A 23,934-nucleotide genomic window follows, 5' to 3' on the forward strand; every position below is an offset into this window, starting at 1 on the left:
TGGACCTCGGGACTTCATGAGCCTTCTCCGATAGAGGCCCGCAGAGTGTATCAGTTTTTCTTGCTCCCGTGGTCCAGCCCGAGGGGTTCACTCCATAACCGGCTCAGTTCCGCGTGGAAACCAACAATGCGATCCAGAAACTGGCGCAAAGATGCTTTGGCCTGGTCGATTTTCTCCTGCGATTTAAGCGTCTCAACCTCCGACTTCATTTCTCGAAGGTCGAAGTGGGTAATTTCCGGAATATAGTACCACGCGTAGACGCCAGGGGCGGCAGGTACGCTTCCAATCTCGTGCCAACCGTATGTTTTCATCCCGTCGAGGCTAGTCCCATGAATCGCTTTGGTTGCAAACCATAGATCAGGTCGCTTCCAGCATCTAGCTTGTTTGAGAACTTCTTCAGTGCCCTAGACAGCACAACGCGCATTCCGAAAGCCTGAGTGGAGGTCGGTATTTGCAGAACGCGACTGGCTGAGACAATGCAGAAACGCGTCACTTCGGCTGAAGTCTGCTGCGGCCCGTCAGACAGATCGAACGCTCGCGGGGTTCCGGATGGAACCGGACCGAGGGTGCGACCGACGTCCGCAAGCTCAACCTACCGCCAGGACACGATGGTTCGATGGAGAAAGAAAGAACTTGGTCCCGGTAAGAGATGCGTTCCCGCAACCTAAACTTCGGGCGGGGGTTCACGACTTTCGTTGGCACAAGATTGCCGACCTCTGCTGTATGATTTGTCGGCCGCAGCGTGAAGTCGTTCCCAGAACTGTGTTAACAATGCAAAGAACCCATGGCTCTGCGGGATTGTTTGAGGTCGAAGTATTGGCAACCGCGTTGCGGGTGGAAATTACGCGCCCTCATCGAGCGGGCCCGGTTCACATTAACCTGATCTCGTCTAAGCTCGCTACATCAAACCCCACGCCCGAAACCTTCCCCTCCCCGTCATCTCGCGCAAGCCGAGTTCCAAAACAATCCGCCGCGCCGCTTGCGGCGTCACGTCGAGGGTCTTGGCCACCATGCCGGCCGACACCAATGGCTTCGCCATCACCAGCTCGACGAGCTCTGGCAGCTTTGACGACGTTCGTCGCCCCTCCAGTTTTCGGTCCATCATCGTTTTCGCCAGCGTCAGCCTGTCCTGCTCTTTCATGCCGATCCGCGGCCGCCAAAAAACCGTGGGCGATGGCAAGCAGCCGCGTTTCGCGATCGCGATGCCGGCGCCGGTCGACGGGGATGGTTTTCAGGCCGAGATTGATTGCGGCCAGATGGGCGCCAGTCGTGATGCCGGCTTCCCTCAGGATAGAAGCAGCCAGAAGTCGGCCGAGCCATGGCGCGTGCTGAAGCACGGACAGCTCGTTCCAGGCATCGAGGACAACGATCGCCTGCAGCATTGCCGGTAAGTCTTGCGCGTGTCGCAACACGCCGCGCCATTCGTCGAGCCGGGCATCTTCGTCCCAGTCGAGATCATAGACGAGCGGATCTTTTTCCGCCGCGCCGCCACGGCCGGGCCGGGTCGCGTTCTCGATCGCAGCTTCGGAGCGGGCTAGCACTGCATCGATCGCTTCGTAGTCGATGCCGGGGAGATTTTCGATGTCGTCGATATCTTCCCCCTCCCCTTCCGGATCAGTCGTCAGAGCGGGCCGAATGACGCCGGCCGTCTCTGCCTCGCCCGCGGCGGCCGACGTGATGTCCGACGTTTGTCGCAAAGCCCGGATACCTTCTGCGGACAGTGCCCAGTCCGGCGACTGCCCGGCGATCCGCCGGCGGGTGCGCAGCACGTCACGGGCGATGGTCAGCTCGTGCGTCGGGGTGCGGACGTCGCTGGTGGCGTCGTGGAGGACGAGGTCTTCGAGATGGACGAGTTCGCCGTCGATCCACAGCGAGGCGCAAGCGTCGGCGAAATTTTGGCGCTCGTTCCACCCTGCCCCGACGCTGGAGCGGGCGACGCGCTCATCGAGCCGCGCCAGCGCGATACCGGCGTCGAAAGCCGGTCCCATCAAGGTAATCATGCTGATTTTCGCGAGATCGTAAGCCATTGAAATTATGGTAAATGATTTGCTAAACGAATGCTATCTCGAAGTTAATATTCCTCACTGGGTATGCCTGGTAGTTCGATTATATACCATCGATAAGTAACCCTTATCGCATGCTAGAAGATCTACCGGTTGACCAACTGCCGCGGCCGCCTTATCCTCGGCGAAAATCACCTGTTTTATGGAAGCGCGTCATGAGCACCACCGTCAAGGTTTCCGAGGCCAAGGCCCATCTGTCCGAATTGCTCGTCCGGGTCGAAGCCGGCGAAGACGTGATCATCTCACGTGGAAACGACCCGATTGCCAAGCTGTCCCGGATCCGCGGGGAAACAGATCTTCAGCTTCTGGTCAACGAAGTGCGGGCCGCCCGTGGCCGGGCAAAGCCCTCTTCTCACGATGAGATCATGTCCTGGCGGGACGAAGGGCGCCGATAATGTCCTTCGTCATTGATGCATCCCTGGTAGCGGCCTGGCTGCTACCGGAAGAGTATAGCGATGCGGCCGAGACCGTTATCGCCTCGATTGCGGAGCCCTGCCCTGCGCCGTCACTGTTCTGGTTCGAAATTCGCAACATTCTGGTCATGTCGGAAAGGCGTGGCCGGATTGCTTCGGGAGGCGCGCTCCTTGGCATGGAGCGGGTGCGACGATTGCCGCTCGACGATGTGGGGATTGGCGGCGACGGATCAATCCTGCTCCTGGCTTCCAATCACATCCTCAGCGCCTATGACGCGGCATATCTTGCCCTGGCCATCAATAGAAACGTGCCCCTGACCACCCTCGACCGCAAGCTGGCCGCCGCAGCCCGGAAAGAGGGGGTAACCGTGCTCGGCCCTTACGCTCATGGCGACTGACAGCGAAGTTCTCGTCTCTGCCCGCGCCAAACAACTCGACACGATCGCCGCCGTCCTGCCGATCGACCGGCGCGACGAACTGGCCGAATTGTTGACCGACCAGGACATCGAAACACTGCGCCATCTGGTCAACGAGGGCATGGGCGAAAACACCCTGCGCGCCCTCACCTCCGACCTCGCCTATCTGCAGGCCTGGTCGCTGGCCGCAACCGGCGCCTCCCTCCCCTGGCCGGCGCCCGAGGCACTGCTACTGAAATTCGTCGCCCACCATCTGTGGCAGCCCGACCAGCGCGACATCGATCCTCACCACGGCATGCCTGCAGCTGTTGAGCAAAGCCTGCGCGAGCAACGCTTCCTTCGATCTTCCGGACCGCATGCGCCCGACACGGTGCGCCGGCGGCTTGCCAGCTGGTCGACGCTGACGAAATGGCGCGGCCTGACCGGCGTCTTCTCCTCGCCTTCCCTGAAATCGGCGATACGCCTTGCCGTCCGCGCGACGCCGCGGCCAAGGAAACGCAAGAGCGTCAAGGCGGTGACCGGCGACGTCTTGGCAAAAATGCTTGCTACCTGCAGCGCCGACAGCCTGCGCGACGTCCGCGACCGGGCGATCCTGATGGTGGCGTTCGCGTCCGGCGGACGACGTCGTAGCGAGATCGCCGGTTTGCGCAGGGAGCAGCTCTCAGTCGAGCCGCCGATCACAGTCGAAAACGGCCCTCCCCTCCCCTCTCTCGCCATCCATCTGGGTCGCACAAAAACGTCTGGTTGCGAGCACGACGAGGTCGTTTATCTGACGGGTCGGCCCGTGGATGCGCTCAACGCATGGCTTGCGGTTGGAAGAATCGAAACGGGGAGCATTTTTCGAAAGATCGATCGCTGGGGCAATGTTTCGAAGCGGGCCCTGGAGCCGAGTGCGGTCAACCAGATCGTGAAGCAGCGGGCGGTGATGGCTGGGTTAGATCCGCGGGAGTTTTCTGCGCACGGTTTGCGATCGGGTTATCTGACGGAAGCCGCCAATCGCGGTATCCCCCTACCCGAAGCTATGGAGCAGTCAAGACATCGCTCCGTGCAACAAGCATCGAGCTATTACAACAGCGCTACAAGGAGGAGCGGCCGGGCAACAAGGCTCCTCTGATGTCCGGTATCGGCCCTGCGGTCATCACGAGCCGAAGGGATAACGGCAGCTTCGCGCCTTCATCTCGGCCATCCAGCCGCCGCACATGATAGCCTGAAAGCGGACGATCCGGCTCCACATAACGCAAGCGGCGAAATTGCGCTCCACATAAAGATCTCTTTATGTGATTGACCATTGCGACCTTTGCCGCCATTGTGAACCCTATCGTGGTTCTGCGGATCGTTAGGTCCGGAGCTAAGAGGGAATTCGGTGACGATGCCTTGCGGCATCAATGCCGGAGCTGCCCCCGCAACTGTAAGCGGTGAGTTGTCGTCCAATATGTCACTGAGGAAGACGCCTCGGGAAGACGGACGCCGATGATGACCCGTGAGCCAGGAGACCTGCCGCGATAGATAACGTCCACGGGCGGGGTGTCCCGGTGTGCCGCTTTTGCGAACGGCACGTCTGTGACCGTCTCGTAGATGCGTCGTGCCCATACCTTGCCCATAACCTTCGGGGTACAAGGAAATGAGCATCAAGACGGCAAATCTCGGGTTTCCCAGGATCGGTAGGAAACGCGAACTGAAGTTCGCGCTCGAATCCTATTGGGCAGGCAAGAGCTCTGCAACGGCCCTTCTCCAGTCGGCGCGCGATCTGCGTCATCGGCATTGGCGGCTGCAGCAGGAACACGGGATCGATGTGATCCCGTCCAACGACTTTTCCCTCTATGATCACGTGCTGGATCACGTCGTGATGGTCGGCGCGGGCTCTGTTGCAAACATTTTGCTTGGCTATGAAGAGGCCTTCCTACACCTCAGTCACGCGGTTTTGGCGTCGAGATTCTGCGCGAGGAGGGCCACAGCCTCGGTGAGTGCGCTGGGCCCAATCCCGAAGGCTCGTTCAACGATCCGTGCTTTTCCACGAATGTCGCCAGTGAGGTTGAAGATGGCTGCCTGCCCCTTGCGCAAGGCCCGCATGACCTCGAATCCCTTGATCGTCGCTAGGCCGTCTTCAACGTCTTGAACCCTCTGACAGGTTTGATCAATTGCTTCAGCTTGCCATGATCGGCCTCGACCACGTTATTCAGATATTTGACCTGCCGATGGACGAGCTCTTTCGGGCACTTACCTTCGGCCTTCAATTCCGAAATCGCGATCCCGTAGGTCGGCGCCTTGTCGGTGTTCATGACCGTTGGCTTTTCCCAATCCTTCAAGCCATTCAGTGCCTTGCCGAGAAATCGCTTGGCTGCTTTGGTATTGCGCGTCGGCGACAGATAGAAATCAATCGTGTTGCCGAACTTGTCGACGGCCCGGTACAGATATGTCCATTTGCCGCGAACCTTCACGTAGGTTTCATCGACGCGCCAACTCGTCGATTGCGGTCGCCGCCAATGCCAACGCAATCGTTTCTCGATTTCCGGTGCGTATTTCTGGACCCAGCGATAGATCGTGGAATGATCGACGGGCACACCGCGTTCGCTCATCATCTGTTCGAGATCGCGGTAGCTCACTCCATAGCGGCAGTACCAGCGCACGGCCCACAAGATCACCTCGCCATGAAAATGACGCCACTTAAAATCGTTCATCAAAAGTCTCGCAGAAAATCACCAGCGCTCTTTCTGGCATCAACGGATTTTTTGCAACAGAGCCGAGCGGTTCATGTTCATTGGTCGACCGTTCATCTACGCAGCGGCGATTGGCGGCATTCCTGGAGTCCGCAAAGCAATCGACTTACTCAATGCCGAAATATTGCGGAACATGGGACTGTTGGGGATCAACAAAATTGAGGAGGTTACGTCGGATCTTCTTATTGACGCCCCGCCCTGATTATCCAAACGTCCGCCGATTGAATTTAACAAGGCTAATTGCGACCATAAAGTCTCTTCGAAATTTAGCGTTGCCTCATGCGCTCGCCATAGGCTAGAATTGGCTTTTGCAGGCACTGGCGCACTTTATTGCGAAATGAAGCCTGTGCGGCAACCGGCCGTTTCTCGTAACTTTCATTGGATTCTGCAAAGCGTGGAAAAAGAGAAAGTGCGTTGTTTCGATAGACGGCTGTTGTCTGCTGCTTTGGCCAGATGGCGAGATTCTCCAGATTAGAAACCTGACTTGCCGTCAATGGAGGTGGCGCAAAGGGGAAGTCGCTTCCAAAAAGAATGTGGCTCGGCTCAACAAGTTGCTGCAGAGCAGCCATCGCATAGGGCGAGGGAGAAAGCGCCGTGTCGAAGTAGAAACGACGGATATAGGTCAGCACGCCTTGGGGCACGTTGGCAGAAATATCAGCCATCAGATTGGCCAGCGACAACCGCCATGCGACATAAGGCAAGAATCCGCCCGCATGCGCTAAAATCCAGGTAATACCCGGATATTTCTCCATCGTGCCGGTCATGATCAGGTTTGTGGCTGCGCGTGTGGTGTCGCAAAGAAACTCCAGCAAAAAGCCAGGGCTCTGAAGAGAGAGCGTCTCAGATGTTTGATGGAGATTGGGGTGGACGAACACGATGGCTTTACGGCGATCCAGCTCGTGCATCAGTTCATCAAGCTTCGGATCTCCCAGAAACACGCCCTCGCTGCTGGCGAGCAGAACGATTCCATCCGCCTTCAGCGTGTCGAGCGCGTAAATTGCCTCCTTGCATGATTCCTCGGTGAAAGGCATCGGCAGAACGGCGAAGTAACCGAAGCGATCCGGCTGCCGATCCCGCACCTCGGCTGCGTATTCGTTGCAGGCGCGAGCGAGGTCGCAGGCCTCCTGCACATCGCCAAAATAGACACCGGGTGCGGAAAGCGAAAGCACGGCCGCACCGATGCCGTTATCCTCCATAACCTGCAAAGAGCGATCGGGTGCCCATTGGGGAATAGGGCCACCGGCAATTTCCCGTATATTCCGCTTTTGCAGTGCTGCGGTAAATGCAGGTGGTATCAAATGGTGGTGTACGTCGATCTTGTTGTTCGTCGTCATTATTGTGCTTTCCATCAAACGTGATGACCACGAGCGAAGCTCGACGGTTTCGTGAAATCCTGCGATTACGTGCGCTGCGACCCTTTTTTGTCGCCATAACGAGCGCGGTAATTCTCTATCGTGTCCATGGCACCGCAGAATTCGACATTGTTCCAGTCAGGGTCGTAGAGATAGCAGGCAACATTGCCGCCTGTTTCTCCGTCCCCCAAAGGTGGATCGCTGTTGTGACGTGTGGGGCCGTAATTGAGTGGAAAGCCGTTTGCCCTTTGCTGCTCTGCAAAAGCCAATACATCCTCCAGCCGGTTGCCCTCAACCTCCAGGGCGAAGTGAAAGAAGCTCATGCCCGTCGGGGTCTGAATTTTGCCAGCCTGATCGTATTGCTCGATCAGGATCAGGCATTCGTCATGGTTCACAGCGCTCATATAGCAGCAACGGATGCTCCATCCTGCCTTGAGTGGATGCGGCTCGCGCTCGCAGGTCCGGCTGTGAGAAAGGCCGGCCACCTTTTCATACCAGTCGCGGCTACGCGCAATGTCGCGAACGTAGATGGAAAGTTGACCGATATGGGAAACCAGCGAAGGTTTGAAAACGCCATAGTCCTCGGTTTTGTTCGAAAAGCGCTTTTTTGTCAGGGTCGGCCACAGCAGAACCAGTTCACGGAACCACTTGTGCTTGAGCAGGAAACCGAATTTCTGCTTGAAAGGAGGAATGACGTTCGGTGGAACGAATGCAGACGTGCTCATGGCTGAAGCTCCTCAATGAGTTCGATCCAATGGTTGTCGGGGTCAGGCACGCAAAAGGCTCTGGCAACGGGTTTGGCGGAAGCCAGCATCCGGCCTTCCTTAATTGGAAGTTTCATCGCCTGCGCGCGGCTGCGCACCGCATCGAAAGTTTCCGGATCGCGGACAGCAAGGCAGTAGTGGAGCATAGAGCCATTATCCATTTGCAATTTGCGATGCTTGACCAGGCAAAGATCGTGGTGGTGAAACCCGAACGAAAAGAAGCGCATTTCCTGTTGCGACAAGCGCATGGCCGCACTGCTATCGGGATGATTGAGCGCGGAAAACTGGAGATCCAGCAAGTCCGTGTAAAACGCCCTGGATCGTTCGAGATCCGTTACGTAAAAGACGTGGTGCTGAAGATTGGTGACGATAATAGGCTTGTGCATGTTCATTCTATCCTCCCTTCCGAACCTGATGCCGCGACCAGGCCAGATACTGTTTCGTCTGTCGCGCCCCTCTGAGCAGCCCCGCAATCAACGCAACAAAAGGTGAGACCCGGCTGCGCGGCTGCTTACCTGTACTCAGCCGTTGAATTTGGCTGTCAACGATGGATCGCACAGCGAGCGAGGCAAGCGGCTTGTTCTTCCAGCTAACGCTTGGCGCAACAACTTCGGCTGCCTCTCCTCGCCGCCATCTCTGCGGCAAATCGGGCTTCAGCGCCAAAGCTGTCGCCATGCCGACGACCGAGATGCCGGCATCGACCGCACTCTCCGCCACGGCCTTGCGGCGGATTCCGCCCGTCAGCATCACGGGCATAGCCGCCACGGCAGTCACTTGCTGTGCGAATTCCAGGAAATAGGCTTCGCGTGCCAGCGTTCGTTCATCCCCGGTGCGTCCCTGCATGGCCGGGCTTTCATAGTTTCCACCGGAAATCTCGACGAGATCGACGGCAAGGCCGTTCAATCCCCTCACCACCTGCAATGCGTCACCCTGATCGAAGCCACCGCGTTGGAAATCGGCGGAGTTGATCTTGACCGCTACACAAAACTCCCTGGAAACCCGCTCTCGCACCCCACTGACAATTTCAAAAAGCGATCGTGCGCGATTTTCCAGCGAACCGCCCCAAGTATCCTGGCGACGATTTGTCAGCGGGGAAAGAAACTGACTCAGCAGATAACCATGGGCGGCATGAACTTCTACGCCGCTAAACCCAGCCTCTTCGGCAATAACAGCGGCTTCTACATAACGACGAAGAATATCGCGAATGTCGTCCTCATCCATAGCGCGCGGCATGGAAAACATTCTTGAAAATCGCCCCAACTCCATGGGAATTGCGGAAGGGGCAAGAACCGGCTGCCGCAGATTGGCGCGCATCTGCCGGCCTGGGTGGTTGATCTGCATGAAGCAGTGTGCGCCATTTCCGCGTGCGGCGTCCGCCCAGCGGCGAAGTGCGGCAATGTGCTTGCGGTTCTCAACGACAACGCCACCCGGTCCGGTCATGGCGCGGCCATCAACCATGACATTTCCCGTCACAATCAGTCCTGCGCCGCCCTTGGCCCAGCTATCGTATAGCCGCCAGAGCTTTTCGCCAGGGGCATGATCCGCATCGGCCAGATTTTCTTCCATGGCCGCTTTGGCAATGCGGTTTTTCAACACAGTGCCATTCGGCAATATGAGGGGCTGAAACAAGGGATCATTCGCCATGATTGCCTCAGGCCGTAACCGTCACGCGCTGCTCGCCCAGATCAATTGCCCCATCCGGGCTCTTGATGCGCGCGGTGATGACATCTCCGGACTTCAAATACTGAGGCCGTCGCGCCTGTGTCTTATGGAAGGCGGCCCAAAGCTTCTTCTCCGGCAGAATGAATTGCGTCAGCTTTCGTAACGCCGGTGGCGGAATTCTAAGTGCGCAGCCTGAGGGGGTTCCGGTCAGCAGCACATCACCTGGCGCGATGTCGGAGAAGGTCGATAGTTCCGTGATCGTCTCGGCAGGCTTGAACACGAGATTGCGGGTATTATCCCGTTGCCGCTCCGTGCCGTTCACCGAAAGGGAGAGGTCCATCTGCTCCAGATACCGGAATTCATCCGGCGCCAGCACCGTCAGATAAGGCCCCATGGGGCAAAACCCGCGATAGCTTTTACCCTTGAAGAATTGTGTCTGCGGAATTTGAATATCACGCGCCGACACGTCATTGGCGATTGTGATAGCAAACACATAATCCGCCAGGTTGCTTTCGGTTACGGTAACAGGACTGGTAATCGCGCGCTTGAAGACAAGCGCCAGTTCGATCTCGTAATCAAGAAGACGAACTTGGGCAGGCTTGTGCACCACCCCATGCGGGGCGTTCAGGGAGCAGTCGGACTTCTCGAAAAACATGTTGAATGTCTTCTCGTCCGGATTCATGCCAGACTCGATCATGTGCTGCCGATAATTGGCTCCCTGGCAGAGAATTCGTGCCGGTGCGGTCACTGGAGACAGCAGGCTGACATCCTTGAGCGAGACATTGGCAGCGTGTTGTGATGCAGCAACCCAGTCGGCCTCCCCCCGCTCGATCAGATCTGCCGTTGTTGCATATTCTTTTTCGAGCGGAGCTATGGCATCGCCCTTCACAACGCCCCAATGACGGCGTCCACTGATTTCGTAATGGGCAAGATTAATGGCCATGCTGATCTTCCTTTTTATCGTTGTCTCAGAAGAAATCCGCCTGAAACGCATATTGTCCCAGCTTTTCACGCAGCACTTCCGCTTTGCCCTCGGCCGTCACTTTTGCCAGCAGTCCGCGGCGTGAATCCTGAACGACCAGCAGGTTTGTCAGGGTCACACCGCAATCGTTTGCTTCCTTGCGGATCACAATTTCGATTTCGAGCAGAGACAGCGCTGGTTTGAAAATTTTGCCGACAGGCGTGACCGGCATGGTGGAAAGAATGGTGATGGCCTTTGGATGCGCCGCACGCTCGGGAATGCGAGCGATGACATGTGTCAGAATATCCGTCTCGGATAAGGCGTGATCCGCCTTTATCTGGACGTAGAGAACCGGCACTTCACCTGCATGCGCATCCGGGCGACCGATCGCCGCCGCCAATTGGACGGCCGGATGATCATAGGCGGCCTGCTCGATCACCTGCGGATCGATGTTATGGCCGCTGCGAATGATCAGCTCCTTCTTGCGGCCTGTCAGCCAGAAATAACCCTCGGCATCCTGTCGCGCCAGATCGCCCGTATTCAGCCAGCGCTCACCGTCGATTTCTAACCAGATGCCTTCGTTATGCTCGGCACTCACATAGCCTGCAAACACATTTGGCCCATTGATCGCCAGAACGCCAACTTCTTCTTTCTCCGCGAAGCCCGCGAAACGGCCTGCATCATCCAGGCGCACCACGGCCATCTTCTGATAGGGGATGCGCAAGCCGATCGAACCGATGCGGCGTTCGCCTGTTGGCGGATTGACGCTGGAAACACAGGCGCCCTCCGTCAGTCCATAGGCCTCGAGGATCTTGATTCCCGTTGCTTTTTCGAAGTTCCGGAAAAGCTCCACCGGCATGGGAGCGGCGCCGCAAAAACCGTATCCGATGCTCGAAATGTTCCTTCCCGCCACGGGAACCTGCAGAAGTGCCGAATAGACGGTGGGTACACCAGAAAAAGCATAGATTCGATAATGCTCAACAATCTCCCAGAACGATCGGATCACGCCGTCGCCTCTATAGCCTTGCGGCGTGCCCATGATCACATGCAAGCCGTTGCTCCAGGGTGCAAGCCCCGTTACCAACTGCCCATTGACATGGAACAGGGGGAGTCCACAGAAAATCGCGTTTGCACCCGACAGCGCTTCGCCAACGAAGAGGCGGGTAGACCAAGTGTCGAAAACCTCTGAAAAATGGGTGCGTTTGGCAATCTTAGGCATGCCCGTCGTGCCGCCGGTGCAAAAATAGGAAGAAATATCGCTGGCCTTTGGCGCCTCGAAATTTAATTTCTCACCATTTTCGCGGGCAAGTTCCGCACGCAGGCTGCGAACGGGCAATGTTGTGCCCGCAATGCGCAACCTGCGGAATTTCGAGAGCGCGCGGAATGCCAGCCCTGCTGCTCCCCGGATATAGGGACCGACGCTTACGGTCAGAACACCGGCAAGACCTGGCACCGTCGCGGCAGCTTTCGCAACCTTTTCCCAGATGTCGCTTCCGGGGGTCGGCTCCAGCGTCACGAGCCACTTGGCTTTTCCCGCCGTCAGAAGTTCACTAATCTGCTCCGCCTCAAGCAGAGGATTGATGGCAAATGCGATGCCGGCGGCCTCACCGCCCCAGATGACGAAATGCGTCTCAGGCAAATTCGGAAGAACGAAGGCCACGACATCCTTGCGACCAATACCCAGACGGCGCAGTGCGTTGGCCGTGCGGGTAATGTCTGAGAAAAGCTGTCTGTAGCTCCAGGTAAACGGAGATTTAAACTCCTTTGCCCTCAGGAAAAACGATAGGGCAGGCGCATCCGGCGATGCCGACACCCCCCTGAACAGCATGTCATAGGTGCTGGAAGGCACTTCACGTTCTGCCAGAGGAATACGCTCCAGCTCCGAAATATCGGTAATATCGGTGACCTGTATGGCACCGGTCTTTGGCATGGACATGAGCATGGGTTTCCTCCTCCCGAAAACGCCAACAAAACAAAGCTACTTTGGCAGCGGCGGCAGATCGCCTGTTGCAATCACGCGAGACTCCTCCGCATCAAGTCCCAAGGCGCGCAGTACGAGTTCCGCCGCATCCGACCCCGCCTCACGCCAGGTCTTGTGCCCCTCAAGCACAAGCAGCATTGCCGAAACGCCCGTTCCCCCGATCATGGCGAGCACGGATGGGCCCTGATAGGGCTTAAAGTGAAACCGACCCGCCTGAAGCCCGTGCATCAGATCGGAAGCAGGCTGCGATTCCCACATGCCGCGCAAAGCAGCATTGGAGAACGCAAAACGCAGCATGAACCGGCCCCAATCAGGCTCCTCATGCGTTCGCCGCACAAAATGGCGAATTCCATTGGCAATAGCTTGAGCCGGATCGGCAATCTGACTGGCCGCTTCCGCGACACGCGCGTGCATTTCCGAAGCCAGATCGGCAACGATATTTTCGAACAACTGCTCAGGGTCGGGATAATTATTGTAGATAGTGCCGCGCGCAACGCCCGCTGCCTGCGCAAGCTCGCTCACACTGACCTGATTACCACCCTTCTGTGCGAAGAGACGCATCGCCGCATGATTGATTCTCGCTTGCGCCGTTGAGACGTCGTTCAAGGGTACCTCCGTCATGACTATTGACAATAGTGAACACCACTGTTCAATTCATGTCAATTCTGTTTATTGACGCGGCATTTTCTGCGGCGTGCTGGGAGGCAAAAAATGGAAGCAGGCATTCCAATGCGCGTAGAAGCGCTGATCGTCGGCTGCGGGCCGGTAGGCGCGACATTGGCAGTGATGTTGGGCAGGAGGGGGGTGTCGACGCTTGTCATCGATAAGGCGGAAGACATCTTTCTTGCCCCGCGCGCAATCGCGTTCGACTTCGACGCCCTGAGAATTTTGCAGTCTATTGGCGTTGGCGAGGGTGACTTCGATCAGGTAAGAATTCCGTTCGTCCGGATGATCTCGCCTCTGTTCGGCGAATTTGCCAAGGTCAATACGTCGATCGACTGCGATACGCATCCAGTACAGATCACATTCTATCAGCCTGATCTGGAGCGCACACTGCGCCGCAAACTGAGCGAGACCAAAGACGTTACACTCGCTCTACAGACCGAACTTTGTACCCTCAGCCAGACAAGCGACAGCGTGCTTGCCAGTCTGAAGAGGGCAGATGGTGAAACAATTGAGGTTCGCGCCAGCTATCTGATTGGCGCGGATGGTGCGAGTTCCACGGTTCGCTCTCTGATCGGACAGGATTTTCAAGGCAAGAGCTTTGTTGAAGACTGGCTCATCATTGACGCCAAAAACCCTTCAAGCCCTATCGATCACGTCGAATTTTTGTGTGATCCCAAGAGGCCAATACCGCATATGGTTGCACCCGGCGGCCGACAGAGGTGGGAATTCATGCTCGCTCCTGGCGAGAGCCGGCAGCAAATGGAAAGCGATGCGGAAATCGACCGGCTATTGGCACCTTGGGGCGGCATGGCGGCGATGGAGATTGAGCGCAAGGCAGTCTATCGCTTTCACGCCAGAACAGCTGGCTCGTTCCGAACCGGTCGCGTGTTTCTGATTGGCGATGCCGCACATATCACCCCACCCTTCGTTGGACAGGGTCTTGTGTCGGGACTTCGGGATGCCTCCAATCTTTCCTGGAAGCTTGCCTATGTGCTGACGGGAAAAGCTGGCGGCCATATTCTCGACAGTTACGACACGGAGCGTCGCCCGCACAGCCGCGCGATGATCAACGTCGCCCGCTTCATGGGCAAACTCATCATGCCGCGCAATCGCCTTGCCGCGTTGATCAACCATGGAACGATGAAGCTGATCAGGAACATTCCGAGACTACGCGGCCTTCTTGAAGAACAAGGGATCAGGCCGGCAAACGGCTATCGCAGAGGCTGCTTTCTCAGGTCGCGGCGCTACGTCTGGCCAAAACCGGGATACATGCTGCCTCAGGTATGGCTGATCGACAACAACGGCCACGAATATCGCAGCGATGACATACTGGGCGATGGATTTTCTCTGGTGGGGTTCCATACAGACCCGAATGAACATGTTAATCTTGAAGGCAGACAGATCCTTCAATCCCTCGACGCAACAATCGTCTCTATGGACATCGCAAGCAAGTCCGCATCTTCGGCTTTTCAGTTCAAGATCAAGGGCAAGTCAGCATTTCCGCAAAAACGGAAGCCGACTGTGGCACTGGTACGACCGGATCGTATCGTGATGGCCGTCTGCAGACCGAATAAGACAACATCCATGTTGAAACTGGCTCAGCGCCAAATGACGTAGGGTGCTTTATGATGAAGCGACGCTTCTACGGTTCAGTCCGATGCGCATCAATGCGGTGCGTCAACTCTGTAACTGCCGAGAGAAATCACAGGTATCGCACATAAGATCCGTGATCGCGGTAATGAATGCAGTGGGTCTGTCGTTGCGATAGCCCGCGCTGTAGGGAATAGGGGGTAGGACGGGTCTCGTCGGTATCACGACCAGTTTTCCCTCATCGACCAAAGGGCGAAAGCACTGGCGTGGCAGGTAGGAGATACCGACACCCGCGACGGTCAGTCCTAGGATTGCCATCAAGTTATCGCTGTAAAGAGCCTGATCGAAGACCAGACCCTGCGAGCGCATCCACCTGTTGTAAAACAATCCTGTTCCCGATTGACTGCCTTGCAGCACGGCTGGATGACCGGCCAATTCTTCCAGAGTAAGCGCCTCGCGCGTCTCGACCAAACCTGGACGCGCCATCCAGACATTTGAGACATCTGCCAATCGCACATAGGTGATATCTTCGCCTACAAACACATCCGGCACAACGATCAGATCAAGCTCACTATCGCGCAACATATTCTCCAGCGTCCGGCTGGTTCCGACATAAGGTTCCAGGGTTACTCTGGGAAAGGTGTCGCGAATTTTGGAGATGAGCCTGGGAAACCAGGTCATAGCCGATAATTCGGTCACGCCCAGTCTCAGCCGGTGCGCGGGCGTCTCCTCCGAGGATTTCAGGTCGAGCACCCTGTCATGCAGGGCAAGCATTTCCTGCCCGAGGGCGAGCAGATGCTCGCCTTTTTCAGTCAGCTTCGCGCCGCGCTGGTTTCGATCGAAAACAGCCAGCCCGGTCATCGCCTCCAGTTCCTGAACGCGTTTGGAAATGGCCGATTGCGTCGTGTTGAGCCGTGCGGCTGCCCGCTCGAAAGTGCCCAGCTGCACGATCCAGTAGATCGCTTCCATCTGCTTGAGTGTGATTAAGGTCATCCTTCATTCCCAAATTAGATGTACGAAAATTCCTTTTAATCTGTTTTCCGCATATCAGGAAGGTCTTAGTCTCGTGATGTGTCCATCGATGAGAGGAATAAATCGTGTCGACCAATCTGGCCCGTCGGGTGAATGAAATGAAGCCATCCGCCAGCATTGCGGCGAAGAAGAAGGTGACCGAACTTCAGGCGGCCGGTCATCAGATCATCGACTTCACCGTTGGAGAGCCTGACCTGGATACGCCCGGACACGTCATTGACGCCGCAGTCCAGGCCATGCGCAATGGAGAAACGCATTACACGGCGACACCAGGAACGCCGGCTTTGCGTGCGGCAATTGTCTCGAAATTTCTGCGCGAGAACAATATTCGCTACGGCGTGGACAACATAGTAGTTGGCAGCGGCGCCAAGCAGATCATTCTCTCGGCGTTCGAAGCCACGCTGGATGAGGGTGACGAAGTCATTATACCCGCACCGTTCTGGGTCTCTTATCCCGATATGGTCAAGCTGTATGGCGGGCGGCCGGTGATCGTCACATGCGGCCAGGCGGATGGCTTCAAGTTGACCCCAGAGGCTCTCGATGCCGCCATAACGGCGAAGAGCCGGTGGCTCGTTTTGAACTCTCCGAATAACCCGACAGGTGCGGTCTACACGGAATCGGAGTTAAAGGGGCTTGCAGATGTCCTTATACAGCATCCTCAGCTTTTGGTGCTAACCGACGATATTTACGAACACATCCTGTTCAATGACTTGAAATTCACCAACATCGTCCAAGCGGATCCAAAGCTCATTGATCGTACTTTGGTCGTCAATGGTATGTCCAAGGCCTACGCGATGACAGGCTGGAGGGTCGGCTATGGAGCGGGTCCGGTCGATCTCATCAATGCTATCGTCAAACTTTTGGGGCAGAGTACGACCTGCGCCAGTTCCATTTCACAGGCTGCCGCGGTGGCCGCACTTGATGGAAAGCAAACTTTCGTAACGTCTGCCCGAGCCGAATATCTTCGCCGCCGCAACCGGATGTTCGAGCTTTTGAGCGCGATTCCGGGCTTTACCGTGACGCCCCCGGATGGGGCCTTCTACCTCTATCCATGCGTTGAAGAACTGATCGATCTACGCACGCCGCAAGGTCAGGTTTTGGCAACAGATCTCGACGTTTCGCTTTATCTGCTGGAGGAAGCGAAGGTCGCGGTTCTTGATGGCACAGCCTATGGCCTCTCTCCCTATCTGCGCCTTTCCTTTGCGACATCCCAATCCGCAATCGAGGCCGGGTGCGAAAAAATCGCAGCGGCGGTTGCGAAATTGAGGCCCTAATCATTCCTTTTAGCGATGTTTATATATCAACAAATATCGCTTTATATACTTTTCTCCGCGGCTATCGTGAAGACACTTTCGGACGTTCCAAGGGCGAACATTATGGCACTCATCACTAAAAACCCGAATTTTCGCCAGGCAGAAGCCACCATTCTTGAAGGCTTCGCGACTGCCGCAACAGCGGTCATCAGCGACAACCTGCAACGCCTACCCGGCTCGCTCGGTCTTCAGCCCTTTCATGCGAAGGGCGGCATTATGGTCGGCACTGCGCTGACGGTCAGAACACGACCGGGTGACAACCTCGCCATCCACGAGGCGCTGGAACAGGTGCGGCCGGGCGATGTGATCGTCGTCGACGGCGGCGGCGATCTCAGCCGCGCCCTCATCGGCGAAATCATGGTGAACATCGCAATCTGGAAAAAGGCGGCCGGACTGGTCATAGACGGCGCCATCCGGGACGTGGACGCCATAGCGGGACTTGGTATGCCCTGCTTTGCCCGCGGCGTAACGCACAAGGGGCCCTACAAAGACGGACCCGGTGAAATCAATGTTCCCGTCTGCATCGGGGGTATGGTCATTCAGCCCGGTGACATTGTCGTCGGCGATCAGGATGGCGTCGTTTCATTCTCGCAGGAAATCGCTGTTGATCTTTTGAAGGCGGTCCAGGCGCAGGAAGTGCGGGAAGCCGCAATCATCAAGTCGATCCACGAGGGAACCTACAAGGGGGCTTACGGCAAACCCGCAACTGCTGCCGAATAGCCTGCGCGAACCAAAAAAGAGCTTCGGCAAGAAGCCTGTCACAGAAAACCTAACCAGAGGAACCGAACATGATTTCGTTCAAGACAGTCTGCGGCGCAGCCGTTCTCTCATTGTTTGCCATCACTGCTGCAAAGGCAGACCAACTGGCTGACATCAAGGCCAAGGGCACGCTGGTCTGCGGCACCATGGGAACCTTCGAGCCCTTCAGCTTCCAAGACCCGAAGACACGCGAAACGGTCGGCTATGAAGTCGATCTTTGCCAGAAGGTGGCCGATTCGTTGGGCGTTAAGCTCGAATTGAAGCTTCTGGCCGTCGAGGCCCGTATTCCGGAACTGACCCAGGGCCGCGTCGATTTGCTTTCGGCAGCGCTTGGCTATTCCGATGAGCGTGCAAAGCAAATTGATTACAGCCTGACCTCGTTTGTCAGCCGGCAAATGTTCATGACCAAGGCGGGCAGCGGAATCTCGAAGATTGCTGACCTCAAGACCGACAAAATCAGTGCGCCCAAGGGTTCCAGCTCGGAAAAGTATGTGCGTGCGCTCGTTCCAGACGCCAAGCTTCTGACCTTCCAAGACCCGCCGAGCGCGTTCCTGGCCCTTCAGCAATCCAAGGTCAAGGCGCTGATTCTCTCCGAACTGGCGCTGAAGAAGTTCCAGATGCAGGCAGGTGATGGTCTCGAATTCATCAAGGAACCTGCGGCGATCGAATATTGGGGCCTTGGCGTCCGAAAGGGGGAACCGGCATTTCTGGATGCAGTAAACAAGGCTTTGAAGGATATGGAAGCCTCAGGCGACGCGCAGAAAATCTTCGACAAATGGATCGGCAAGGATTCGCCCTACACGCTCGAGCGCACCTTTATACTGGACAAGCCCGTCAGCAATCCCGTGCTCGCTGAAGTCAAGTGATCGACAAAAACCGCATCCAACCCGCCTTTTAATGTGAAGGCGGGCTGGAACGGTTCAAATGAGGAGTGCTCACATGGCATACTCGTTGGATTTTTCGTCGGTTCTGTCAGGTGAGCACCTGCACTGGTTGATCGATGGTCTAATCGTTACATTGGAATTAACAGTCGCCTGCTGGGTCATTGCTTTTTTCTGGGCGATTGTTCTGCTTATTTTGCGAAATTCCACTTTCAAGCCTGCCGAATGGTTTGTGGCTGCGTTTGTCGAGGTTCACCAGAACATCCCGCTGCTTGTCCAGATCCTGTTCTGGTATTTCGCTGTTCCGGAACTGCTTCCGGAGGCCGCCAGGGATTGGATAAACGAGCGTAACAGCGAATTTATTCTAGCGATGTTTGCGGTGGCATTCTGCATGTCCGCTTACATGTCCGAAGCTCTGCGCAGCGGTTTGCGGGCAATTCCCCAGACGCAGTACGAAGCGGGACGGGTTCTCGGCTTCGGTTATTTGAGCACGATGCGTTACATCGTGTTGCCGCAATCCATTAAGCATGCCATCCCGCCCCTCATCAATTACTCGCTGCTGCTGTTCAAAAACACGAGCATTGCGATGGCGATCGGAGTTCATGAACTGACGTATCAGAGCCGATTGATCGAAAACGACACCTTCAGAACCTTCGAGACATTTGCTGTCGTCACGCTCATCTATCTTGCCATATCCTTCCTTATCATGATCGCTGGTGCTCGCTACGAACGCAGCCTGCTTGTCTCTGGACGGTGAGCGGCATGATCGATATTATTCGCGACAACTGGCTTCTTTTCTTGATTGGCCAATACCCGAACGGCCCATTGGGCGGTCTCGCCGCTACAATGCTCATCGCTTTTACCGGCCTTCTATTTGCTCTTCCATGCGCCATGATTTTGGCTCTGGGTCGTATAAGCCCTTACAAAAGCGCACGCTTTGCCGCGAGTGCCGTTATCCATACATTGCGCGGCTCGCCCTTCGTCATGGTTATCTTCTGGAGCTATTTCGCGCTTCCGCTCATCGTCGGAGGCCCGATCAGTGGTTTCTGGACCCTCGTCGGTGCGCTGGTGCTTTACGAAGCTGCTTATCTCGCAGAAGTCATTCGCGCTGGTATTCTGGCTCTGCCCGCAGGTCAGACGGAAGCAGCCCGCTCCCTTGGTCTTGGCTACTGGCGAACCATGATTTACGTCATCCTGCCGCAAGCCATCTACAATTCCCTGCCCAGTCTGCTCAGCCAGTTTGTATCGCTGATCAAGGAAACCTCTCTCGGTTACGTCATCAGTGTGAATGAATTCACCTTTGCCGCGGCCCAAGTGAATTCCGCATTGCTGACTAAACCGGTGCAGGTCTTCTCAATACTTGCCGTCACGTACTTCGTGCTTTGTTTCTCGCTGACGGAAACCGCTCGCTCGCTCGAGCGTCGCATCGCAAGACGCCGAAAAGGTTCTGGCAGCGCCCAAGCGGCCGCGACGTCTCTTTCCAATCCGCTCACCACGGAGCCTGCTCCATGATTGAATTCCAGAATGTAAACAAATGGTACGGCCACTATCGATGCCTGACGAATGTAACGGCGACGGTGCCGAAGGGACAGGTTGTGGTACTGTGCGGACCTTCCGGATCGGGCAAGACCACACTGATCCGGACCATCAATCGTCTTGAAGAAATTCAGGACGGCAAGATCCTCGTGAACGGGCGTGACGTTCATGAAAAGAAAGTCGACATCAACGCACTGCGCATGTCGATTGGCTTCGTCTTTCAGCAGTTCAATCTTTTCCCTCACATGTCCGTTATGGACAATCTGACACTTGCTCCCTGTAAGATCAGAGGCTTGTCGAAGGAAGAAGCCACCGAAAATGCCAAGGCCCTGCTGGAACGTGTCGGCTTGGCCTCAAAAGCCGAAAGCTATCCGGGACAGTTGTCGGGCGGACAAAGTCAGCGTGTTGCCATTGCACGTGCGCTGGCCATGGAGCCTCCCATCATCCTGTTTGATGAACCCACAAGTGCTCTCGATCCTGAAATGGTTGGAGAAGTCCTCTCGGTCATGAAAGGTCTCGCCCACAGCGGCATGACAATGATGTGCGTGACGCATGAAATGGGTTTCGCGCGCGAAGTCGCGGACCGTATCTGGTTCCTCGAAAGCGGCGTTATTCTCGAAGACAGCACGCCTGAGGAATTCTTCACAAACCCGAAGCATCCCCGAGCGCAAAAATTCCTGTCCGACATACGGCATTAGGTTCAATGGTGCTCGGTGACATGACCAGCGATCGGCGACCGGTGGTCGTGATAGGGGCCGGAATTGTGGCTCTGTTGCAAAAAATCCGTTGATGCCAGAAAGAGCGCTGGTGATTTTCTGCGAGACTTTTGATGAACGATTTTAAGTGGCGTCATTTTCATGGCGAGGTGATCTTGTGGGCCGTGCGCTGGTAGGGGACGTTTGCGGGAGGGGGCGATATGCTACCTTAACGGCGGCCATCGATATTCTCCTGTGAGCGTTATATGCTCCCATCCGAGCGGTGAGACGTGAGGTAGGAGCCCAGGGTCAATCTGCTCACCGCTGGCGATTTGCTCGGCAACGATTTCGCCAAGCTTCCATGTGTTCCAGTAGATGATAATGGCGGTGAGGAGGTTGAGGCCAGCAATTCGATGTTGCTGTCCCTCCGACGAGCGGTCTCGGATTTCACCGCGCCTGTGGAAGTTGACCGCACGCTTGAGGGCATGATGGGCCTCACCCTTGTTCAATCCGATTTGCGCGCGGCGCTGTAGATCAATGTCGCTCAGCCAGTCGAGCATGAAGATCGAGCGCTCGAGACGCCCGACCTCTCTGAGCGCTAGTGCCAGGCTGTTCTGACGTGGATAGGCGGCAAGTTTTCGAAGAATTTGACTGGGCACGACGGTCCCGGCGACCATGCTGGCTGCGAGCCGCAGGATATCTGGCCAATTTTCATGGATCAGCCGAATGTTGATCCGGCCGCCGATCATCGGCTGAAGCACAGGGGGCACCTCGTTGATCGCGGGAACATAGATCCGCTTGTCCGGCAGGTCGCGGATTCTCGGTGCGAACCGGAAGCCGAGAACAGAGCAGATGGCAAAAACATGATCCGTGAAGCCGCCCGTATCAGCATAATGCTCGCGGATTTGCCTTCCGGTGTCATTCTGCAGCAGACCATCGAGAATACAAGGCGCTTCGTGAGCAGTCGCGGGAATGACCTGAGTCGAATATGGTGCATATTGATCGGAGACGTGACTGTATGCCGAAAGCCCAGGCTCATTACCGTATCGGGCATTGACGACATTCAATGCTTCTCCAGTCGACCCGGCGGGGAAGTGCTGACCATCGGAAGACGAAGTGGTTCCGTCACCCCAGAAGCGGGCCATCGGCAATTTCGACTGCGCCTCAACGATCATTGCGAGGGCGCGTGCTGTTGTCTCCTCTCTAACGTGCCATTTGCCGATCCGTAGCAACTCCCAGAAAGTGTGGGTGTCGCTCGCGTCAGCCATCTTTCTGAGGCCGAGATTTACGCCATCGGCTAGCAGAACGGTTAAGACGCCAATTCGATCGCCGCAGGCAATGCCCGTACGGAGATCAGTGAAGGCGTCGGTGAAGTGCAGCTTTTCCTCGACCTCAATCAGGATGTCCGTGATCCGAACGAGCGGCATGCTTTCATAGAGTTTCAGGACGAGTGCGGCAGCCTCCTCTGGTGCCGCCTTTTCGAGCCGATCGATCTGAAGCTTGCCATCGATGATAGCCCCACCTGGGAGAATACCGGCCCGATTGGCACCTTCGATCTGCGTCATGCCGCGTTTGAGGGTCTGGCTTCGCCAGCGAAGCCAATCGTCGGCTTCCAGCGGAACAGCCAGCCGTGTAGTTTCGGAGACGGTTTCAATCGGGACCAGTGCTGTACTGATCTCGCGATACCGCCTGCTATCAGCCAGCCAGATGTCGCCTGAGCGCAACGCGTTGCGAAGCTCGAACAAGATCCCGATTTCCCTTACTTGCCGATCGGGTTTTCCATCCGTGAGAATCCTTTTGCGCCACTTGGCTCGAGCAAAGTCGAGCGGTGCATTGACTGGCAAAGTGCGAAGTCCGCGGCGATTGAGACGGCGCAGCACTTCTAATGCTTCGAGAAGCGAATCCGCGCCGCGCCCACCTCGGAACGTCAGGATTTCCAGAAACCGAGGCGCATACCTCCGGAAACGGGCATATCCGTCGATCACGAATTCCAATGGATCGGCCGAGACCTTGCCTGTCAGCGCGGCCGCCTGCGCGACAGTTTGGCGGAGCAATTCCCAACCACCACCTTCCGTGATGGCTAATCCCAAATCGTCCTGCTCATCATGCGCGGTGATCAATGCATCGCCAAAGCGGGAAAGCATTTTCAGCGTATCGCCGATCGAGGCGCGCTCGGCTTGCAATAGCTCATCCCGTTTGCGTTCACAGGCACGATAGAGTTTTCCAACAATACGATCATGCGTCTCGACGGCGACATCCGCCAACATGGCCGACCACTCCACGACGCACGCCGCTAATATCGCCAATCGCCGATTTTCCGGCAAATCCCGCATTCCATCGGCGGAATAGCGTTCACCCTGCCGACGCAAGCCAGTCACGCGGAAAGGTGGGATATCGTCGAGGGTGCCAATATCGATGGCGAGCTTGCGCAAGTACTCCAGCCGGTCGAGAAGGCTGTTCATGTCGTTGGAATTGGAACCGACTTCGAACTGACGCAGCCACACAAAACGAGTGATCCGACCATCAACCGTTTCGGAAAGCAGGGATAGCAGCCGAACTTGGCTCTGCGGGTCGATACGTCCAGTGATGCGGGACGCGATCGTCCGTTCCGCGGCGACCAAGGCGTCGGCGCAGCATCGTTCGACGGTTGAGGCCGCCGGGACGATGACATGGCGACGGCGCAGCTCCGCCAGGAACTCGGCCGCCAATAGGTCATTCGTTTTTGATTTCTCCGCAGTCTCCTTGAGCCAAATGAGCATGTTTGCGCGTACCTGGCCTTCAAATGGTCGATAGCCGTAAAGTTGCTGCAGTGCAGTCGAATGTTGATAGCGCGTTTCCGATCTGGCACCGTACTCGGCAAGTTCTTCAGCCGCGACACCGATCTGCGCGCCGATGAAGGCCAACATCGATCGCGGGATCATCTCGCCTGGCTGCAAGAGGCGGCCGGGATATCGGAAGGCGCAAAGCTGGAGAGCAAATCCCAATCGGTTTCGAGCACGACGACGTTGCCTGATGTGTCGCAGGTCTTCGTCACTTAATATGTAATGTCGAAGCAATGACGGTTCGTCGGTCGGCAGATCGAACAGCTTCTCGCGCTGGCGTTCGGTCAGAATAGTGCGCCTTGGCATGCCGC

General features: G+C 56.5%; 21 protein-coding genes, 3 pseudogenes and 1 riboswitch. Of the genes and pseudogenes, 12 read left to right on the plus strand and 12 right to left on the minus strand.

All coding sequences use genetic code 11. From position 1 onward, the window contains the following. Nucleotides 1–50: 50 nt before the first annotated feature. Both QO005_RS23195 and QO005_RS23200 read right to left on the minus strand, forming a co-directional pair. Nucleotides 51–311, minus strand: a complete 261-nt coding sequence (locus QO005_RS23195) for a hypothetical protein (protein ID WP_307160398.1) — start codon at nt 309–311, stop codon at nt 51–53. A gap of 587 nt (nt 312–898) precedes the next feature. Continuing rightward, a pseudogene (locus tag QO005_RS23200) lies at nt 899–2,027 on the minus strand (RHE_PE00001 family protein). A gap of 191 nt (nt 2,028–2,218) precedes the next feature. Here QO005_RS23200 and QO005_RS23205 point away from each other — a divergent pair. From QO005_RS23205 to QO005_RS23220, 4 genes and pseudogenes are all read left to right on the plus strand, one after another. Beyond that, complete coding sequence (locus QO005_RS23205; protein WP_037146308.1) at nt 2,219–2,458, plus strand: type II toxin-antitoxin system Phd/YefM family antitoxin; 240 nt, start codon at nt 2,219–2,221, stop codon at nt 2,456–2,458. After that, complete coding sequence (locus QO005_RS23210) at nt 2,458–2,874, plus strand: type II toxin-antitoxin system VapC family toxin (RefSeq protein WP_307160399.1); 417 nt, start codon at nt 2,458–2,460, stop codon at nt 2,872–2,874. Before QO005_RS23205 ends, QO005_RS23210 begins: the two co-directional genes overlap by 1 nt. Beyond that, entirely contained in the window at nt 2,864–4,006 is a 1,143-nt protein-coding gene (locus tag QO005_RS23215; RefSeq protein WP_307160400.1) for a site-specific integrase, read from the plus strand. The genes QO005_RS23210 and QO005_RS23215 overlap by 11 nt, the downstream gene beginning before the upstream one ends. A 190-nt stretch (nt 4,007–4,196) precedes the next feature. Next, a riboswitch (cobalamin riboswitch) is annotated at nt 4,197–4,408 on the plus strand. Nucleotides 4,409–4,513: 105 nt separating this feature from the next. Next, nucleotides 4,514–4,750 (plus strand): annotated as a pseudogene (locus QO005_RS23220) (5-methyltetrahydropteroyltriglutamate--homocysteine S-methyltransferase); the annotation flags it as partial. A gap of 53 nt (nt 4,751–4,803) precedes the next feature. Here QO005_RS23220 and QO005_RS23225 read toward each other — a convergent pair. Further along, nucleotides 4,804–5,570: pseudogene (locus tag QO005_RS23225) on the minus strand (IS6 family transposase). A 73-nt stretch (nt 5,571–5,643) separates the two neighbouring features. On the opposite strand from QO005_RS23225, the gene QO005_RS24245 reads away from it, so the two are divergent. Further along, on the plus strand, nt 5,644–5,811 hold the full coding sequence (locus tag QO005_RS24245; protein ID WP_370878146.1) for an alpha-hydroxy-acid oxidizing protein: 168 nt from the start codon (nt 5,644–5,646) through the stop codon (nt 5,809–5,811). Nucleotides 5,812–5,875: 64 nt separating this feature from the next. Here the strand turns inward: QO005_RS24245 and QO005_RS23230 are convergent, their stop codons facing one another. From QO005_RS23230 to QO005_RS23260, 7 genes are all read right to left on the minus strand, one after another. Next, nucleotides 5,876–6,943, minus strand: coding sequence for an amidohydrolase family protein (locus QO005_RS23230; protein ID WP_307160401.1), 1,068 nt, complete (start codon nt 6,941–6,943; stop codon nt 5,876–5,878). 65 nt (nt 6,944–7,008) lie between these two features. After that, the gene (locus tag QO005_RS23235; protein WP_307160402.1) at nt 7,009–7,686 is read right to left on the minus strand and encodes a VOC family protein; all 678 of its coding nucleotides are present in this window, start codon (nt 7,684–7,686) and stop codon (nt 7,009–7,011) included. Beyond that, nucleotides 7,683–8,117, minus strand: a complete 435-nt coding sequence (locus tag QO005_RS23240) for a VOC family protein (protein ID WP_307160403.1) — start codon at nt 8,115–8,117, stop codon at nt 7,683–7,685. The genes QO005_RS23235 and QO005_RS23240 overlap by 4 nt, the downstream gene beginning before the upstream one ends. Nucleotide 8,118: 1 nt before the next feature. Beyond that, nucleotides 8,119–9,369 carry an NADH:flavin oxidoreductase/NADH oxidase family protein gene (locus tag QO005_RS23245; RefSeq protein ID WP_307160404.1) on the minus strand — a complete coding sequence of 417 codons (1,251 nt, stop codon included), beginning with the start codon at nt 9,367–9,369 and terminating at the stop codon, nt 8,119–8,121. A 7-nt stretch (nt 9,370–9,376) separates the two neighbouring features. Beyond that, nucleotides 9,377–10,330 carry a fumarylacetoacetate hydrolase family protein gene (locus tag QO005_RS23250; protein ID WP_307160405.1) on the minus strand — a complete coding sequence of 318 codons (954 nt, stop codon included), beginning with the start codon at nt 10,328–10,330 and terminating at the stop codon, nt 9,377–9,379. A 25-nt stretch (nt 10,331–10,355) separates the two neighbouring features. Continuing rightward, on the minus strand, nt 10,356–12,290 hold the full coding sequence (locus tag QO005_RS23255) for an acyl-CoA synthetase (protein ID WP_307160406.1): 1,935 nt from the start codon (nt 12,288–12,290) through the stop codon (nt 10,356–10,358). 36 nt (nt 12,291–12,326) lie between these two features. Further along, nucleotides 12,327–12,935 carry a TetR/AcrR family transcriptional regulator gene (locus QO005_RS23260; RefSeq protein WP_307160407.1) on the minus strand — a complete coding sequence of 203 codons (609 nt, stop codon included), beginning with the start codon at nt 12,933–12,935 and terminating at the stop codon, nt 12,327–12,329. 105 nt (nt 12,936–13,040) lie between these two features. Here QO005_RS23260 and QO005_RS23265 point away from each other — a divergent pair, with 105 nt between their 5' ends. After that, nucleotides 13,041–14,612 (plus strand): bifunctional 3-(3-hydroxy-phenyl)propionate/3-hydroxycinnamic acid hydroxylase, encoded by a 1,572-nt coding sequence (locus tag QO005_RS23265; RefSeq protein ID WP_307160408.1) that lies wholly within the window; start codon nt 13,041–13,043, stop codon nt 14,610–14,612. A gap of 60 nt (nt 14,613–14,672) precedes the next feature. Here QO005_RS23265 and QO005_RS23270 read toward each other — a convergent pair whose 3' ends face one another. After that, nucleotides 14,673–15,578, minus strand: a complete 906-nt coding sequence (locus QO005_RS23270) for a LysR family transcriptional regulator (RefSeq protein WP_307160409.1) — start codon at nt 15,576–15,578, stop codon at nt 14,673–14,675. Nucleotides 15,579–15,682: 104 nt separating this feature from the next. Here QO005_RS23270 and QO005_RS23275 point away from each other — a divergent pair, with 104 nt between their 5' ends. The 6 genes from QO005_RS23275 to QO005_RS23300 all read left to right on the plus strand — a co-directional run bounded on the left by QO005_RS23275 (nt 15,683) and on the right by QO005_RS23300 (nt 20,804). After that, a complete protein-coding gene (locus QO005_RS23275; RefSeq protein WP_307160410.1) occupies nt 15,683–16,891 on the plus strand; it encodes an aminotransferase class I/II-fold pyridoxal phosphate-dependent enzyme in 1,209 nt (402 codons plus the stop codon). A 102-nt stretch (nt 16,892–16,993) separates the two neighbouring features. Continuing rightward, on the plus strand, nt 16,994–17,650 hold the full coding sequence (locus QO005_RS23280) for an RraA family protein (RefSeq protein WP_307160411.1): 657 nt from the start codon (nt 16,994–16,996) through the stop codon (nt 17,648–17,650). Nucleotides 17,651–17,718: 68 nt separating this feature from the next. Further along, nucleotides 17,719–18,555, plus strand: coding sequence for an ABC transporter substrate-binding protein (locus tag QO005_RS23285; protein ID WP_307160412.1), 837 nt, complete (start codon nt 17,719–17,721; stop codon nt 18,553–18,555). A gap of 73 nt (nt 18,556–18,628) precedes the next feature. After that, entirely contained in the window at nt 18,629–19,327 is a 699-nt protein-coding gene (locus tag QO005_RS23290) for an amino acid ABC transporter permease (RefSeq protein WP_307160413.1), read from the plus strand. A gap of 5 nt (nt 19,328–19,332) precedes the next feature. Beyond that, nucleotides 19,333–20,082, plus strand: a complete 750-nt coding sequence (locus tag QO005_RS23295; RefSeq protein ID WP_307160414.1) for an amino acid ABC transporter permease — start codon at nt 19,333–19,335, stop codon at nt 20,080–20,082. Then, nucleotides 20,079–20,804, plus strand: coding sequence for an amino acid ABC transporter ATP-binding protein (locus QO005_RS23300; protein WP_307160415.1), 726 nt, complete (start codon nt 20,079–20,081; stop codon nt 20,802–20,804). Before QO005_RS23295 ends, QO005_RS23300 begins: the two co-directional genes overlap by 4 nt. Nucleotides 20,805–21,025: 221 nt before the next feature. Here the strand turns inward: QO005_RS23300 and QO005_RS23305 are convergent, their stop codons facing one another. Continuing rightward, nucleotides 21,026–23,929: a Tn3 family transposase gene (locus QO005_RS23305; protein ID WP_307160421.1), complete on the minus strand. Its 2,904-nt coding sequence runs from the start codon at nt 23,927–23,929 to the stop codon at nt 21,026–21,028. Nucleotides 23,930–23,934: the final 5 nt, after the last annotated feature.

It is taken from the genome of Allorhizobium paknamense (genome assembly GCF_030815125.1).
GTDB classification, from domain to species: Bacteria; Pseudomonadota; Alphaproteobacteria; order Rhizobiales; family Rhizobiaceae; genus Allorhizobium; species Allorhizobium paknamense.

What these genes read in the sequence shown, in the direction of transcription:
- QO005_RS23195 (WP_307160398.1), bottom strand. Translation starts at nt 311, where the DNA reads ATGAAAACATACGGTTGGCACGAGATTGGAAGCGTACCTGCCGCCCCT.
- QO005_RS23205 (WP_037146308.1), top strand. Translation starts at nt 2,219, where the DNA reads ATGAGCACCACCGTCAAGGTTTCCGAGGCCAAGGCCCATCTGTCCGAA.
- QO005_RS23210 (WP_307160399.1), top strand. Translation starts at nt 2,458, where the DNA reads ATGTCCTTCGTCATTGATGCATCCCTGGTAGCGGCCTGGCTGCTACCG.
- QO005_RS23215 (WP_307160400.1), top strand. Translation starts at nt 2,864, where the DNA reads ATGGCGACTGACAGCGAAGTTCTCGTCTCTGCCCGCGCCAAACAACTC.
- QO005_RS24245 (WP_370878146.1), top strand. Translation starts at nt 5,644, where the DNA reads ATGTTCATTGGTCGACCGTTCATCTACGCAGCGGCGATTGGCGGCATT.
- QO005_RS23230 (WP_307160401.1), bottom strand. Translation starts at nt 6,943, where the DNA reads ATGACGACGAACAACAAGATCGACGTACACCACCATTTGATACCACCT.
- QO005_RS23235 (WP_307160402.1), bottom strand. Translation starts at nt 7,686, where the DNA reads ATGAGCACGTCTGCATTCGTTCCACCGAACGTCATTCCTCCTTTCAAG.
- QO005_RS23240 (WP_307160403.1), bottom strand. Translation starts at nt 8,117, where the DNA reads ATGAACATGCACAAGCCTATTATCGTCACCAATCTTCAGCACCACGTC.
- QO005_RS23245 (WP_307160404.1), bottom strand. Translation starts at nt 9,369, where the DNA reads ATGGCGAATGATCCCTTGTTTCAGCCCCTCATATTGCCGAATGGCACT.
- QO005_RS23250 (WP_307160405.1), bottom strand. Translation starts at nt 10,330, where the DNA reads ATGGCCATTAATCTTGCCCATTACGAAATCAGTGGACGCCGTCATTGG.
- QO005_RS23255 (WP_307160406.1), bottom strand. Translation starts at nt 12,290, where the DNA reads ATGCTCATGTCCATGCCAAAGACCGGTGCCATACAGGTCACCGATATT.
- QO005_RS23265 (WP_307160408.1), top strand. Translation starts at nt 13,041, where the DNA reads ATGGAAGCAGGCATTCCAATGCGCGTAGAAGCGCTGATCGTCGGCTGC.
- QO005_RS23270 (WP_307160409.1), bottom strand. Translation starts at nt 15,578, where the DNA reads ATGACCTTAATCACACTCAAGCAGATGGAAGCGATCTACTGGATCGTG.
- QO005_RS23280 (WP_307160411.1), top strand. Translation starts at nt 16,994, where the DNA reads ATGGCACTCATCACTAAAAACCCGAATTTTCGCCAGGCAGAAGCCACC.
- QO005_RS23285 (WP_307160412.1), top strand. Translation starts at nt 17,719, where the DNA reads ATGATTTCGTTCAAGACAGTCTGCGGCGCAGCCGTTCTCTCATTGTTT.
- QO005_RS23290 (WP_307160413.1), top strand. Translation starts at nt 18,629, where the DNA reads ATGGCATACTCGTTGGATTTTTCGTCGGTTCTGTCAGGTGAGCACCTG.
- QO005_RS23295 (WP_307160414.1), top strand. Translation starts at nt 19,333, where the DNA reads ATGATCGATATTATTCGCGACAACTGGCTTCTTTTCTTGATTGGCCAA.
- QO005_RS23300 (WP_307160415.1), top strand. Translation starts at nt 20,079, where the DNA reads ATGATTGAATTCCAGAATGTAAACAAATGGTACGGCCACTATCGATGC.
- QO005_RS23305 (WP_307160421.1), bottom strand. Translation starts at nt 23,929, where the DNA reads ATGCCAAGGCGCACTATTCTGACCGAACGCCAGCGCGAGAAGCTGTTC.